We start from the raw sequence: 14899 nt of genomic DNA on the forward strand, positions 1-14899 counted from the left end.
CCTTGGCGGCCTCATGTTGAGCCTTCCAAGCTTCCATCCGATTGATCTGGCTTGTAGCATAGCTTGGGGGGGATAGTTTTATCAACCTGCGTTATCCGACAATACATGGCCATTCCTTCTTTGGTTAGATGAGGCAGTATAAGGCTCCATAGGATGGACAAGATGTTTTTTGGATTTGGAAGAAATTTTTGGAGAAGAATTATTTCCTGTGTACCATACATATTTATCGATAGTAAAGAAATAGACAAATCTTCATATTGCCCAGCATATAATTCTTCTTTCATAATTCCTTTATTAACAAACCCCTTAAATATGTTGGTAAAAAGCGTATAGAAATCATTAACAACCTTAATTTGCATTTTAGCTATCTCCGGATACAACTTAGGCAATTCTGTAAAACTGGAGAAATAAAAGAAATATTTTTTACGGAATGCATTAAGAATTAAAAACTGCTGATTCAGCCCTTCGATAGAAACCTCCGCTGAGAAATTTAAGTTTTGGTATTCTTCATACTGCATTGCCATAACACCAATCATAAGATCATGTTTTTTTTTGAAATAGTATGTCAAATTACCAGGACTTATATTTAACGCATCGGAAATATCCCTCAATGTTACATATGCATATCCTTTTTTATTAAATAATTCAATTGAAGTCTCAAGGATCTTATCCCTTAAATTAATATCCATTTCTATCTCCTTTAGAGCGTTTGTGCTATGCACTTGAAATCAAAAGCATTATATCATAAATTGTTCCTTCAAGCCGAAATAAGTAGCTTGATTAAGAATACGGAAGAATTCGAGAGATAATTTGCGAAAATCCTCAGCCAAGAGTGCCATTCCCAATAAAGACCAGAGTTGAGTTGCTGTATTTGCAGGAATATACTGATTTTAGTACACGTGTACTAAAACTTTTCTGAATAATTATTGAAGGGAGTGAACCCCTTGCAAGAAATCAGAAAGAGACCTAAAGTTCACAATGCGATTGAACAGGATACAGAAGCACGCTGCTTATTGATTGACTGGTTTGAAGAAAAACTATCAAATGGAGGCAAGCTATGAATCCATTACCTATCGACATTAACGAAAGAAGTAATCACTTTTATGAACTTACTTGGAAAGAAGTACAGATTCCTATGAGAGACGGGAATTATCTCGCCGCAAATCTTTATCAGCCTAATGTGGATGGGAGTTTTCCAGTAATCATGACGATGTGTCCGTATGGAAAGGATCTTCATTTCTCTCAATTTGCTCCTGCTAATCCAACAATCGCAATAGAATATACACACTCGCAGGATAAAGGGCCCTTAATTAGTTGGGAAACACCAAATCCTGAATTTTGGGTGCCGCAAGGTTATATTGTCTTGCGAGTAGATGAACGTGGTATCGGTAATTCTCCAGGAAAGCTGGATATATTATCAAATTCTTTGAAGAAAGATTATTATGATGCAATCGAATGGGCTGGAACGCAACCATGGAGCAATGGAAAGATAGGACTGCTGGGCATCTCCTATTTGGCTATGAGTCAATGGGCTGTGGCATCCGAACAACCTCCTCATTTAGCTTGTATCATACCTTGGGAAGGTACAGTAGATTATTATGCGGAATTCTGTTATCCGGGCGGAATCCAGGCGAACGGTTTTCTTTCATTCTGGTGGAAGAACGGAGTTTTGGCGCATCAATACAATCCCGATGGAAAATTCTCGGAAGAACAATTGCAAGCCAATCGCACTGATTTCCCGGAGATGGTAAAAAACAATCCATTACGTGATCAATCGTGGACGAATCGATTTTCTGATTTGAGTAAAGTAGAGGTGCCTTTATTATCCGCAAGCAACTGGTTTAGCGCCGGAATGCATACCCGTGGAAATTTTCTGGGTTTTCAGAATGCGGTATCAGAGCACAAGTGGCTTGAAGTACATATCGGGAGCCATGTTGGTGCATTTTACACCGCTCAGGGTCGAGAACTGCAGAAAAAATTTCTGGATTATTGGCTTAAAGGAATCGATACTGGCATAATGAGAGAACCGAAAGTGAAGCTTGCCATTCCTCGCGGAGGCAATAACTACACATGGCGCTACGAGAACGAGTATCCGCTTAAGCGCACCCAATGGACCCGCTTTTACCTTGATGCAAGCTCGAATTTGCTTTCGCAAGAGCCTCCGCAAGCCAAGGCCCAGCTTTGCTATGAAGGCGATAAGGAGTGCGAGTCAAAGCACTGGGCGAAGCCTTTTATGGTGAAAGAATTCTCGAGAGAGGAAAACAATTCAAAGCGTGTTCTATTTGAAACCGATCCGTTTGATAACGAAACAGAAATTCTCGGGCCTATCAAACTCCGTTTGTGGGCATCGTCAACTACAGATGATATGGACATTTTCGTATCTTTGCGAAATATTGACTCACTAGGCAATGAGGTCGTTAACTCAGGAGCACTAACAGAGAAGTTCCCAATTAGCCAGGGCTGGCTGCGCGCTTCCTTACGTAAAACTGATGATGAATTATCTACGGAGTATAAGCCTTATTACACCTTCGATGAGTTTCAAAAGCTGGTTCCAGGAGAAGTCTATTGCTTGGATATTGAGATATGGGATAGTGCAATTGTTGTAGCTAAAGGGAACCGATTGCTCCTGGAAATTGGAAGTCAGAATCAAAGTGGCTGCGCACTGCTGACTCAGACGGGGGATGACAGGGTATGGGATGCAGACATTACCCTATATACAGGGGATGAATTTGATTCTTATTTGTTGCTGCCGATTATACCCTAACTGAGTTCAAGTTGACATGCTTCCCAACGCCCATGTTCCCTCAGACAGAAGGAAGTTGGAGAGAATATTCCTTTGGATCGGTGACGATTTATGTGTACCAGTAAGTTGTGAGCGCCAGAACCGTAACATAAATAGCGGCAAGTTTTTTGGGGAATAATGAGATAGAAGGAGAGATGGAAATGCCCTATATCGTTGATTTTAATAATGTGTCTACGGTTGGTTTAGAGTCTTCACCTGTAGTAGAAGCGCTTGCTGGTTTGCGTGCTAATGAAGCCCGTTACTTTATGAACAAATACAAGCATGAATTTACGGTTGTGTCAGCTAGTGAAAGTCAGGAGACCCTAGATTATGTGAACCGAATTCTGAAAGAGCGTGATATTGAGTTTGCGGCCAAACCTTTAGAAACGTCACGTTTTCAAGTGGAAAATATTAAATTTGCTTATGTCTTTTATGAGGATGGTCTTGAGGTCAACGTCATGTATACGGTTGATGACACTAAGAAGCGGGCCGTTGGGTTTAAGCTTTCTGAGGGGATGGAGGTACCAAAGGAGCTAGAAGGGAAGTTTAAGTTTGCTAGGCAGAAGTCAAAACTAGCTGGAACAATTCGGGGTTCGTTTTTTGTAATTAAAGGAGAATACTAAAGTAGGCAAAAGCGCAATTGGAGAAATCGGATGCAAATCAGCTTCCGATCTCTCCGCAAACATGATCATGACTTGAATTAATTATCTTTGGAGTGTCGTTCACCCACTTGGTACTCATTCGCATGTTCAAACATATATTTCACTGTTACGGGATCTTGGCCCGTCAGCTTCTTGAAGTCGTCCGTAAATATATCCATTTTTCCTAAGCGAATAGCTTGTCCAAAGGTAACCATACCTTCAGAAGAGAAGGGGGCTTCGGAGTCCTCTGCAAATTTGCCATCTGTTGTTCTGGGAACACCCATGGCATCAAATATGGCGTAGTTTTCTTCATCCGTGATCTGCTTGTAGGTAATATGATGACCCGTTACTTCATTTCCAATCTCGATAAAGTCGGACATTGTTATTAATTCAGGACCATTTATATTTAATATCGCCTCATGATAATTGCTTGCTGCTAATGCATAAGCGACAGCTTTTGCACAATCTTTCCGTGAGATATAGGCCATCTTGCCGTCACCCTGGTTGTTTTTCAACACGCCGTCAGACTTCACATAGGTGAAGTAATTGGTAACCATAGCTTCCGCATATTGCGAATTACGCAGGAAAATATAATCTAACCCGACACTTTTGATATAATCTTCTGTATAGACATGGTCCAGTTTTTCAACACTTGGATTGGATTCATCCGCCGCGTTAACCAATGAAGTATAGATGATTTGTGTTACTCCAGCTTCTTTCGCCGCATCGATCACGTTTTTGTGTGCATTTTGGCGTTTTACCCCCACAAAAGGCATGGAGATTAAAGCAAGTTTATCTGCATTAGCAAAAGCTTCTGCAAGACCGTCTATTGTATTGAAATTGGTCACATGCGTTTCAATACCTTGTTCTGCATACCCTTGTAAAGATGCCGGATCATATGCACAAAAAATAATTTGGTCTTTTTCTACTAATTTCAATAAAAATTCAGCCGCTTGTCTGCCCAGATTGCCATCCACACCCGTTAATAATAACTTACCCATGTTTGTCGTCACTCCTTGCTGAAATGAACTATACTTATATATTATGTGAAAAAAATAACAAAGTATAATACAAAAAACTTATGGGCTATTGCTAAAACGAATTTTGTATTTGTTGCAGGAATGAGTATAATGCTGGATTAGAATTATTTTTCAAGTAGCCTATTTCGATTTTAAAAGTATGGTGTGAACCTTGTATGGGAATGAGTCGGACCTCTTCTTTCAGGTCAGCAAGATCATAGTTATCTGGGAAAAAGCCAATTAAATTCTCTGTGATGATATAAAACAGCTTTGTTTCGACATCGTCTGCGGTTCTAAGGATGTTGGGCTGGTAACCATCTTCCATGGCATGTTGAATCATTAAATAATAGGAGTCTCCAATAACCATTGGATTCAGCATGACAAGCGGATACTTATATAATTCTTCCTTTGAGATGGACTCAAAACTGAAGAGGGGATGTTGTTTACTTACGGCCGCGCAGTATCGTCCGCTATATAATGTATGGGTTAGGATTTCTTCTTTCCCTTTAAACTCTGAGTCAAAGGCAACGGCCACGTCATGTATTCCTTTTTGCAGATACTCAGCGATATCCTTTAGCAATACTTTATTTAATTCAAGTTTAATCTTTGGATGATTTTCTTTAAATGAAGGGATAAATTTTAATAAGCTTTGGATATCTGTGATTGTAGCATATTCGATACTCAATAGCTGGGTATTATATTTTTGAAAATTTTCCATGCTTGTTTTCATATGATTATATTGCTTCCAGAGCACGACGGCCTCTGCATAAAACAGCCATCCCGCTTTGGTGGGCTCAATCGGAATTTGTTTTCTATCAATTAACTGAATGTTGAACTCATTCTCAAGTGAGGCCATTTGTTGGCTAATCGTAGTTTGCGATACAAAATTCTTCTTTGCTGTTTCTGTGAAGTTTCTACATTCAACGAGATCTATAAAATATTTTATCCTTTTTAGATTCATGTTTACCTCCAATTGTATGAAATTTATTATAACTTATGTTCCCGCCATAAATTCAAGCCAGCATACCCTAATGTTAATGGCAAACTGGCGGTTCATAATTGGAGGTAATGTGAGCACCATCTACTTCAGTTTCTTCTTTACCGTCTCCCCTTCAATCAACACGGGCTGATAATAGGTGTGGTTGCGTAGATCCTTCTTCCCTTGCAGTTTCTTAATAACCCAATCGGCGGCATCACGTCCCATTTGTTCCTGTGGGTGTGTTAATGTCGTGAGTTTGATGTTTGCATTCTTGGAAATATAGGAATTATCTTGACCAATAATGGATATGTCTTCGGGAACAGATATACCAAGTTGTCTGCATACATGTACAACTTCTAATCCTACCTCGTCGTTATAGCAGACAATTGCGGTTAACCCGTCTCTTTGTTCGGTAAGGAATTTTTTTAAGTTGGCGGACAGGTCCTGCTTCGTCTCTGTATAGAATGAGAGCACTTGCTCTGGGTGAAACCGTAATTTGGCTTCTCCAAGCGCTTTGATATAGCCCTTCATTCGATGCTTTCCTTGTAAATCATCCATTTTGGCAATGATACCAATGTGTGTGTGTCCGTTAGCAATCAATTCTTTTGTTGCCAGATAGCTGGATTGTACATCATCGAGACAAAAGAAGGGAACTTCCAACTCTTCATAATAAGCATTAATCATGATGAACGGAACATCCTGCTCCTTGAACGTCAAATAGTAAGAGATATTGGGATTATATAGATTGCTCTTTGTAGGCTCAATGATCAAGCCATCCACACCAAAGGACAACATCATCTCCAAAGCTTTCTTTTCCTGTGCGACATCATTATTTGTACTAGCTAATAGCAATGAATAATTATCTTCATTCAATCTAGCTTCAATCCCGCGAATAATAGAAGGGAAGATGTAATCGGAAATATAGGTCGTGATGACTCCGATGGTTTTATTACTGGAATTCCCGCCGGTTTTTGATCGGAATTGGTTGCTGACATAGGTGCCAGATCCTTTTTCACTTCTTAAAAAGCCCTCGTTGGATAGTTCTAAAATTGCCTTTCGTACCGTCTGGCGACTAACTTTATACATATCCTGCAAAGCCGATTCTGTTGGAATTTGTTCTCCTACGCTGTATGCTCCTGATAGAATGTTGCTTTTTATATCCTCAAGGATGACCTGATACTTTGGTTTCACTTTATTCCTTCTTTCCTGGTTGTCCTAATACCAATTTACCTATCCATAATATTTGTATGTACATATTTTAGCATAATTATGAACTTATTATAATCCATTGCCCAACATGCAGTAATACTAAAGGAAAAATAGAGAAACATTCAATTCGTAAGAATATTTGTAGGTATAACTATGTATTCGTGTTGACAAATGTACGAACAAAAAATATACTAAGGTTGTAAATTAAAGAAAGCGCCTTCTTTCAATTATTGCGATTATAACAGTTGTTCAGAGAGAGGAGTCACGTGAGCATGGATCAAGACATTAAACAAGCGATTACTAAGGGAGAAACCTCACTTGGTATCGAATTTGGATCCACACGTATCAAGGCAGTGCTGATTGATCATCATTTTGAAACAATCGCATCTGGAAGCTATGAGTGGGAAAATCTCTTGGTAGACGGATATTGGACGTACAACTTAGAGAGTATTATTACGGGTCTACAAGAGGCTTATAGTGAAATGAAGCAAGAAGTTGAGCGAAAATATGGAATCACTCTTCGTACCGTTGGTTCTATAGGATTCTCTGCAATGATGCACGGATATATGGCTTTTGACAGCAAAGGTGAGTTGCTTGTTCCGTTCCGAACTTGGCGGAATGCGACAACCGGTGTTGCGGCAAAAGTGTTAACTGATAAATTCCAATTCAACATCCCTGAGCGATGGAGTATTGCTCACCTGTATCAAGCTATATTGAACGAAGAGCAACATGTCCCTCATATTGATTTTATGACGACGTTAGCTGGATATATTCACTGGCTGCTGACTGGCAATAAGGCCATTGGCATCGGAGATGCTTCGGGCATATTCCCAATTGATGAGACTACACATGATTATAACGAATCGATGGTTAAGCAGTTTGATGAACTCATTGCAGCCAAAGGTTACGATTGGAAGTTAGAAGGAATTCTCCCTAAAGTTTATATTTCAGGCGAGCAGGCAGGTGTACTAACCGCCGCGGGAGCCAAAATCTTAGATAAATCCGAAGATTTACAACCAGGTATTCCGCTTTGTCCTCCAGAAGGTGATGCGGGAACAGGGATGGTCGCTACGAATAGTGTGAGGAAACGGACTGGCAACGTCTCTGTGGGAACCTCGGTTTTTGCCATGCTTGTATTAGAGAAGGATCTTTCAGCGGTATATCCGGAAATTGATCTGGTGACTACACCGAATGGTAATCCGGTCGGAATGGTTCATGCCAACAACTGTTCAAGTGATCTCAATGCTTGGCTGGGATTGTTCCGTGAGTTCTATGAGGCAATGGGGCAAAAGGCCGATCCAAACCAATTATTCAGTGTGTTGCTGAACAAGGCTTTGGAAGCAGATCCAGATGGCGGCGGTTTACTCAGCTATGGCTATTTGTCAGGGGAGAATATCACCGGAATAGAGAAAGGCCGGCCATTGTTTGTCCGCTCCCCTGAGAGCCGTTTCAATTTGCCCAATTTCATGCGGACTCATCTTTTCACTGCGTTTGCTGCTTTGAAAATCGGAATGGATATTTTGACAAAGAAAGAAAATGTAGCAATTGATAGCATACTGGCTCACGGTGGTTTATTTAAAACCCCTATCGTCGGACAAAAAATCGTTGCGGCTGCCATGAATGTCCCGGTATCAGTGATGTCAACAGCTGGAGAAGGCGGGGCGTGGGGTATTGCTATTCTGGCTTCTTACATGATGAACAAGGCTCAACAAGAAAGTCTGGAAGACTTCCTCGACCAAAAAGTATTTAGAGATGCTGAGGGGCAAGAAATTTCTCCTGACAGTTCCGACGTTAAGGGATTCGAAGCATTCATGGAACGCTATACACAAGGTCTAGCGATTGAACAGGCTGCTGTAGATAATCTAGTGGAAAACTGGAGGGATTGACGTGTTAGAGCAACTGAAAGAAGAAGTATATCAAGCCAATCTGGATTTGCCTAAACATGGACTCGTGAAATACACCTGGGGTAACGTAAGCGCTGTTGATCGTGAGAGCCGCTTATTCGTTATCAAACCTAGTGGTGTTAGTTATGACACGATGAAACCTAGCGATATGGTGGTTGTTGATTTTGATGGCAATGTTGTTGAAGGAGAAATGAGACCTTCATCAGATACACCGACTCACGCCGTGCTTTATAAGCATTATGCAGAGATCGGCGGTATTGTACACACGCATTCAACTTGGGCGACCATTTGGGCTCAAGCAGGCTTGGATGTACCTGTAATGGGGACTACTCATGCAGACACCTTCTATGGTTCTGTTCCTTGTGCCCGTTTCTTGACACAAGAGGAGATTGATCGTGGTTACGAAGCGGAAACTGGCCGTGTCATCATCGAAACTTTTGAGCAGCGCGGGCTGGATATTTTAGCAGTGCCGGGTGTTCTGCTTAAGGGTCATGCTCCCTTCACTTGGGGGAAAGATGCAAAATCGGCAGTCATGAATAGCGTCGTGTTGGAAGAAGTTTCGAAAATGAATTTATTCGCACGAGAATTGAATCATTTTGCTGAAGAATTGCCGCAACGCATTCTAGATAAACACTATTTACGCAAACATGGGAAAGACGCGTACTACGGGCAAAAGTAATATAAACTAAAAAATTATGAAAAGAGGATGAATGATGTCAACAGTAGGTACAAAACAGTTCTGGTTTGTCGTAGGTTCACAACATCTGTATGGAGAAGAAGCATTAGCAGAAGTCAAAGCACACGCACAAGAAATGACCGATGCCTTAAATAAGAGTGGCGTTCTGCCTTATCCGCTTGTATTGCAGGATCTGGCGGTTAGTGCAGACAAAATTACTAGCCTTATGAAAGAAGTCAACTATCGCGACGAGGTTGCCGGTGTCATCACGTGGATGCATACCTTCTCACCTGCAAAAATGTGGATTCGTGGTACTAAATTGCTGCAAAAGCCGCTGCTTCATCTTGCTACACAGTTCAATGAAAGTATTCCTTGGGCTACGATTGACATGGACTTCATGAACCTCAATCAGGCAGCTCATGGTGACCGTGAATATGGATTCATCAATGCCCGTCTGAAGAAACAGAATAAAGTGGTCGTAGGGTACTGGGAACGTGCGGAAGTGCAGAAGCAAATCGCAGAGTGGATGGATGTAGCGGTTGCTTATAACGAAAGCTTCAATATCAAAGTTGCCCGCTTTGGTGACAACATGCGTAACGTTGGCGTTACGGAAGGCGATAAGGTCGAAGCTCAAATTCAATTTGGATGGACCGTTGACTACTTCGGAATTGGCGACCTTGTTCAGTACGTCAATGCTGTGAAAGAAGAAGAGATTGATGCTTTGTTTGCAGAATACTCCGAACTCTATGAATTTGATTATGGTACTTACAGCAAGGAAGCTTGGGAAGCCAGCGTAAGAGTGCAAGCAAGCTATGAAATTGCCCTTAAACGGTTCCTGGATAATGGCGGCTATACTGCCTTCACTACGAACTTCGAAGACCTCTATGGTATGAAACAGCTTCCTGGTCTTGCCGTTCAACGTTTGATGGCACAAGGATACGGCTTCGCCGGTGAAGGGGACTGGAAGACGGCAGCGCTCGATCGCCTGCTTAAAGTAATGAGCCATAACCAATCCACTGGCTTTATGGAAGACTACACCTATGAATTGGCGGCTGGTCAGGAATCGATCCTTCAATCCCATATGCTTGAAGTTGACCCAACGTTGGCAAGCAACAAGCCTAAAATCATCGTTTCACCGTTAGGTATCGGCGATCGTGAAGATCCAGCCCGTCTGGTGTTTGACGGCAAGGCAGGAGACGGTGTAGTTGTTTCCATGGCTGACTTTGGCACGCATTATAAACTGCTGATCAATGAGGTTACTGCATTTGAACCGACAGTTCCTGCTCCAAATCTTCCAGTGGCCCGTGTACTGTGGAACGTGAAGCCAAACTTCCAAGATGGGGTTAAAGCATGGATTGAGAACGGCGGTGGTCACCATACCGTGGTTTCCTTGAATCTAACCACAGACCAAATTGTTACTTATGCAAAACTGGTTAACCTGGAATACGTGATTATTAAGTAACTAGAAGATAGTCATCTACTAAAAGCATTGGGTCAGTCCTCAGGACCCAATGCTTTTTATTGGTTTTCTAAGGATGTATAGATATGGGAAGGTTCCTAAGCTATCTGGCATTATAACGAGACAATAGGATTCTCCTTAAGGTAATCATTTAATTCATAAGGATGTGATACTATGGCGAGTTTACCAGCTATGAAAACGAAATTGGTTATCGTTGAAGGTATACCTGGCTCTGGCAAATCCACATTATCTAGGTACATACATGACATGTTAAACACACATCAAATAGAATCCGAACTATTTTTAGAAGGGGACTTACGACATCCCGCTGATTATGAATCGGTTGCATGTATGCCAAACGAAGAACTTGATCAGCTTCGATCAATCTATTCCGAGGCGTTTCATTACATTGATCCGTTTATATCTTTGAATGGCAACGACGCTTTAATCGCCTATGCGCTTGCGCAGCAATCAGCCCAAAATGAAATTCCCTCTAGTTTGTATGAGGAAATCCGGCGTTATGAAATCTACGATGGAGTACCCGTAGAAAGGTATTGCGAGTTGATGATTCAACGTTGGAAGTCTTTTGTTAAAGATCAGCGAGAAAAAGAAAAGTTGATGATACTCGAATGCTGTTTTTTACAGAACCCAGGGTGTGCATTACTCGCCCGGCATGATGCTGGAGAAGACCGTTTTATTCAGCATGTATTACAGATTGCGGAGCAAATTCAGGAGTTAAATCCAATTTTGTTCTATTTGAAGCAACCAAATGTGCGTGAGACGATTGAGCGAGTTAAAACAACGAGATCTCAAGAATGGTTAGATTTCGCGATTTGGTACCATACGGAGCAAGATTATGGAAAGAGGAAGGGTTTGCACGGGTACGAAGGATATATTCAGTTCCTTGAACATCGACGTGAGCTAGAATTGCAAATCATTGAGCAACTCCCTTTTCAATCATTTATTATGGATAACTCCGATTATGCTTGGGAGAATCAACAACAGACCGTTTTGAATATTATGATGAAGCATTTATAAACCGTGAAGCTCATTCCAGAAAACGTTAGTGCAATTAGAAAGGGCCTATCCCGTAAAGACATATTTTACCGAATTATTCATATACATGGACTGTTGATTCGATCATTGGAAATCTGTACTCTAAATCATTTGCTTCTAAACGCTTTTTTGGTGTCTGTTATTATTGCTAGTAAGTGAAGCTCAAATAATACAGCGTGTTGAGATCAATTCTTATTATTTCTGCAAAGAAAATTCTCACTTTTTAGCAGAAATGATTTATAATTATCAGATAATAGACAATATAATTTTTAAAAGATTATATTTTAGTTATAATAGAGACAGAAAAGATATGTTCCTGAGTGGAGCCTTGCTTCTTGTATCATCTAAGCAGGAGGGCCTGCTCTTTTTTGCAAATATAAGAGATAAGGAAGGTTTTTATGAATAGCATTCAGAAAAAAACAGACATTATCTTAATCGGTGCCGGAGTCATGAGCGCGACTCTGGGATCATTGCTGAAAGAGTTAGCACCGGAGTGGGAAATTCAAGTGTTTGAGAAACTCGCAAACGCGGGAGAAGAAAGCTCTAACGAATGGAATAATGCAGGTACAGGCCATGCTGCACTGTGCGAACTGAACTATACATCCGAGAAAGCTGATGGATCTATAGATATTCGTAAAGCTGTAGACATTAATGAGCAGTTTCAGCTTTCAAGACAGTTTTGGTCTTTTCTTGTAAACAGCAATTTGATTCGTAATCCACAGGACTTTATCAAACCAATACCTCATATGAGTTTGGTAACAGGAGAGAAAAATGTATCTTTTTTGAAAAAAAGGTTTAAAGCGCTTTCAACTATTTCTCTGTTTCAAGGCATGGAATTTTCCGACGACCCTGAAAAGCTGAAGGAATGGATTCCGTTGATTATGGAAGGCCGTACATTGAATGAACCAATCGCGGCAACCAAAATCGACTCTGGAACAGATGTCAACTTTGGTGCTTTAACACGCATGTTGTTTGAGCATTTAAAAAGTAAAAACGTCGAGATCAATTACAAACATAGTGTAAAGGATATTAAACGTGCGAGCGACGGCTCGTGGAAAGTCAAAGTCCATAATCTGGACAACGGTAAAATCGAATACCATAATGCCAAATTTGTCTTTATCGGTGGTGGCGGTGGAAGTCTACCTTTGCTACAACGAACTGGTATTCCTGAGTCCAAATATATCGGGGGATTCCCGGTAAGTGGACTATTTATGGTATGTAACAATCCTAAGGTTGTCGCCCAGCATCATGCAAAAGTATATGGTAAAGCTAAGGTTGGTGCTCCTCCCATGTCTGTTCCGCATCTGGATACAAGATATATCGGTAACCAAAAAGCACTGCTATTTGGACCGTTTGCCGGCTTCTCACCGAAGTTCTTGAAAACGGGCTCAAATTTGGATTTGATCGGTTCTGTAAAACCCAATAATCTCATTACGATGTTGGCCGCAGGCGCAAAAGAGATGGCATTGACCAAATATCTGATCCAGCAAGTGATGTTATCGAATGAAAAGCGTCTGGAAGAATTACGCGAGTTTATTCCGAACGCCAAAATCGAGGACTGGGGGATGGTGGTAGCAGGCCAACGTGTGCAGGTGATCAAAGATACGGAGGGTGGAAAAGGAACACTTCAATTTGGTACGGAAGTGGTTAGTGCCGCTGATGGTTCGGTAGCTGCCCTGCTCGGCGCTTCTCCGGGTGCTTCTACTGCTGTTCACGTTATGCTGGAAGTATTGGAAAAATGCTTCCCACAACATATGGAAGAATGGGAACCAAAAATAAAAGAGATGATTCCTTCTTATGGGGTGTCACTAGCGGAAAACCCAGAGCTTTACCAAGAAATTTACGATTCCACAACGGAGGTGCTGGGTCTGGGCGAAAAAGAACCGCTTCATCGTTAATTTTTGCATGGCTGGTAACTGGATCATCCCACTACTCTTTAATAAAATGTGCAGTAATCTTACGATATATTTTAAAGTTGAATAAATAACAACACCAAGCGGTGGGAAGGAATTCCCCACCGCTAAAATGCTTGCTTAACAATACAAAATTTTGCAATCCTTCTGCATTTTACGGTGTCTGCTACAGTGATCACAGTAATTATGTAGACCGCTATAGGCTCTATTCAGTTCCAGTTGTCCAATAAACTGGTGCAGCGGATTGCTACCCCGGCTTGGTTAAAACGCAGATGGGCGGAGAAAAGACAGAGCTGTCGGTGGAGGATGTAGCGAAAATGGCGGTCCGACTGGCGACCCTGCCGGAGGATGGTCCAACGGGCAGATTCTATTACATGGATGATCAGCTTCCAGGGTAAAGCACTTATGTTACATTTGTGCGGTTGGGCGGATCACGATTTCGTTCACATCAATATCATCCGGTTGTTCAATTGCGAATCCAATTGCGCGGGCTACCGCGTCCGGTGTCATGGCTAGTTTATCCCGGATGGCAGCGAGTTGATCTCTCAATGCGGGATTGGTCATACCCTCCGTGAAATTCGTCTGCACAATACCAGGCGAAATGATGGTCACGCGCAGCTTGTCACCAGCCTCCTGGCGCAACCCTTCTGAGATGGCGCGCACAGCGAACTTCGTACCGGAGTAGACCGACTGGTTCGGCACAGTCTTATGTCCTGCTACAGAAGCGATGTTCACGAAGTGTCCGGAACCCTGCTTATGAAAGATAGGCAACGCTGCGGCTATACCGTACAAAACGCCTTTAATGTTGACGTCAATCATGTCCTCCCAGTCCTCGACACACAGATCTTCGAGAGGGGAAATGGGCATAACGCCAGCGTTGCTGACGAGAACATCCAGCTTCCCGTACCGTTCGCAAGCCAAATTAACGAGGTTGCACAGATCCTCGCGCCGTCTCACGTCAGTGCGTGCATAAACAGCTTCGCCACCTCCATTTGAAATGCGTGTCGCCAGCGCTTCAAGGCGATCCGCTCCGCGCGCTCCAAGCACGACTTTTGCCCCACGCTCGGCAAGCAACAGTGCTGTTGCTTCTCCAATTCCGCTGCTTGCACCTGTAATCACGACGACTTTGTTCTCTATTCTTCCTTCCAAATGCATAGCCCAATCCCTCTTCCTCTAATCTATTTGCCTTAGGCCCTTTGTTGGCCTTGCAAGTAAATTTTAAGTAGAATTCGATTGAGACAGGTAGACCGATCAAGTCCAA

At 41.9% G+C, this 14899-nt stretch carries 13 protein-coding genes; 8 read left to right on the forward strand and 5 right to left on the reverse strand.

The genetic code is table 11. The annotated features are described in order from the left end of the window. Positions 1 to 11 precede the first annotated feature (11 nt). On the reverse strand, positions 12 to 689 hold the full coding sequence (locus MHB54_RS13405) for a TetR/AcrR family transcriptional regulator (protein ID WP_068939268.1): 678 nt from the start codon (positions 687 to 689) through the stop codon (positions 12 to 14). 368 nt (positions 690 to 1057) lie between these two features. Between MHB54_RS13405 and MHB54_RS13410 the strand changes: the two genes are divergently transcribed. Both MHB54_RS13410 and MHB54_RS13415 read left to right on the forward strand, forming a co-directional pair. Further along, positions 1058 to 2764, forward strand: a complete 1707-nt coding sequence (locus MHB54_RS13410; RefSeq protein ID WP_068939266.1) for a CocE/NonD family hydrolase — start codon at positions 1058 to 1060, stop codon at positions 2762 to 2764. Between the two features lie 179 nt (positions 2765 to 2943). Beyond that, positions 2944 to 3405 carry a hypothetical protein gene (locus MHB54_RS13415; RefSeq protein ID WP_023991087.1) on the forward strand — a complete coding sequence of 154 codons (462 nt, stop codon included), beginning with the start codon at positions 2944 to 2946 and terminating at the stop codon, positions 3403 to 3405. A gap of 77 nt (positions 3406 to 3482) precedes the next feature. On the opposite strand, the gene MHB54_RS13420 is transcribed toward MHB54_RS13415, so the two are convergent. From MHB54_RS13420 to MHB54_RS13430, 3 genes are all read right to left on the reverse strand, one after another. Beyond that, entirely contained in the window at positions 3483 to 4424 is a 942-nt protein-coding gene (locus tag MHB54_RS13420; RefSeq protein ID WP_264454347.1) for an NAD(P)H-binding protein, read from the reverse strand. Between the two features lie 91 nt (positions 4425 to 4515). Then, positions 4516 to 5403 carry a LysR family transcriptional regulator gene (locus MHB54_RS13425; RefSeq protein ID WP_264454352.1) on the reverse strand — a complete coding sequence of 296 codons (888 nt, stop codon included), beginning with the start codon at positions 5401 to 5403 and terminating at the stop codon, positions 4516 to 4518. A gap of 120 nt (positions 5404 to 5523) precedes the next feature. After that, positions 5524 to 6612 carry a GntR family transcriptional regulator gene (locus MHB54_RS13430; protein WP_023991084.1) on the reverse strand — a complete coding sequence of 363 codons (1089 nt, stop codon included), beginning with the start codon at positions 6610 to 6612 and terminating at the stop codon, positions 5524 to 5526. Between the two features lie 290 nt (positions 6613 to 6902). On the opposite strand from MHB54_RS13430, the gene MHB54_RS13435 reads away from it, so the two are divergent. The 6 genes from MHB54_RS13435 (at position 6903) to MHB54_RS13460 (ending at position 14036) form a co-directional block, all read left to right on the forward strand. After that, entirely contained in the window at positions 6903 to 8516 is a 1614-nt protein-coding gene (locus tag MHB54_RS13435) for a xylulokinase (protein ID WP_264454353.1), read from the forward strand. Between the two features lies 1 nt (position 8517). Then, positions 8518 to 9213, forward strand: coding sequence for an L-ribulose-5-phosphate 4-epimerase (locus MHB54_RS13440; protein WP_068939259.1), 696 nt, complete (start codon positions 8518 to 8520; stop codon positions 9211 to 9213). Between the two features lie 34 nt (positions 9214 to 9247). Then, positions 9248 to 10672, forward strand: coding sequence for an L-arabinose isomerase (gene araA, locus MHB54_RS13445; protein WP_023991081.1), 1425 nt, complete (start codon positions 9248 to 9250; stop codon positions 10670 to 10672). A 171-nt stretch (positions 10673 to 10843) separates the two neighbouring features. Beyond that, on the forward strand, positions 10844 to 11707 hold the full coding sequence (locus tag MHB54_RS13450; RefSeq protein WP_264454356.1) for a hypothetical protein: 864 nt from the start codon (positions 10844 to 10846) through the stop codon (positions 11705 to 11707). A gap of 416 nt (positions 11708 to 12123) precedes the next feature. After that, positions 12124 to 13623, forward strand: a complete 1500-nt coding sequence (locus MHB54_RS13455) for a malate:quinone oxidoreductase (RefSeq protein WP_076156738.1) — start codon at positions 12124 to 12126, stop codon at positions 13621 to 13623. Between the two features lie 272 nt (positions 13624 to 13895). After that, a complete protein-coding gene (locus tag MHB54_RS13460; RefSeq protein WP_233903811.1) occupies positions 13896 to 14036 on the forward strand; it encodes a hypothetical protein in 141 nt (46 codons plus the stop codon). Positions 14037 to 14046: 10 nt separating this feature from the next. Here MHB54_RS13460 and MHB54_RS13465 read toward each other — a convergent pair whose 3' ends face one another. Continuing rightward, positions 14047 to 14787 (reverse strand): SDR family oxidoreductase, encoded by a 741-nt coding sequence (locus MHB54_RS13465; RefSeq protein ID WP_023991077.1) that lies wholly within the window; start codon positions 14785 to 14787, stop codon positions 14047 to 14049. Positions 14788 to 14899 lie beyond the last annotated feature (112 nt).

It is taken from the genome of Paenibacillus sp. FSL M7-0802, assembly GCF_038004945.1.
Lineage (GTDB): Bacteria > Bacillota > Bacilli > Paenibacillales > Paenibacillaceae > Paenibacillus > Paenibacillus polymyxa_B.

Coding starts and splice junctions, on each gene's coding strand:
- MHB54_RS13435 (WP_264454353.1), top strand. CDS start 6,903: ATGGATCAAGACATTAAACAAGCGATTACTAAGGGAGAAACCTCACTT.
- MHB54_RS13415 (WP_023991087.1), top strand. CDS start 2,944: ATGCCCTATATCGTTGATTTTAATAATGTGTCTACGGTTGGTTTAGAG.
- MHB54_RS13410 (WP_068939266.1), top strand. CDS start 1,058: ATGAATCCATTACCTATCGACATTAACGAAAGAAGTAATCACTTTTAT.
- MHB54_RS13405 (WP_068939268.1), bottom strand. CDS start 689: ATGGATATTAATTTAAGGGATAAGATCCTTGAGACTTCAATTGAATTA.
- MHB54_RS13420 (WP_264454347.1), bottom strand. CDS start 4,424: ATGGGTAAGTTATTATTAACGGGTGTGGATGGCAATCTGGGCAGACAA.
- araA (WP_023991081.1), top strand. CDS start 9,248: ATGTCAACAGTAGGTACAAAACAGTTCTGGTTTGTCGTAGGTTCACAA.
- MHB54_RS13455 (WP_076156738.1), top strand. CDS start 12,124: ATGAATAGCATTCAGAAAAAAACAGACATTATCTTAATCGGTGCCGGA.
- MHB54_RS13450 (WP_264454356.1), top strand. CDS start 10,844: ATGGCGAGTTTACCAGCTATGAAAACGAAATTGGTTATCGTTGAAGGT.
- MHB54_RS13425 (WP_264454352.1), bottom strand. CDS start 5,403: ATGAATCTAAAAAGGATAAAATATTTTATAGATCTCGTTGAATGTAGA.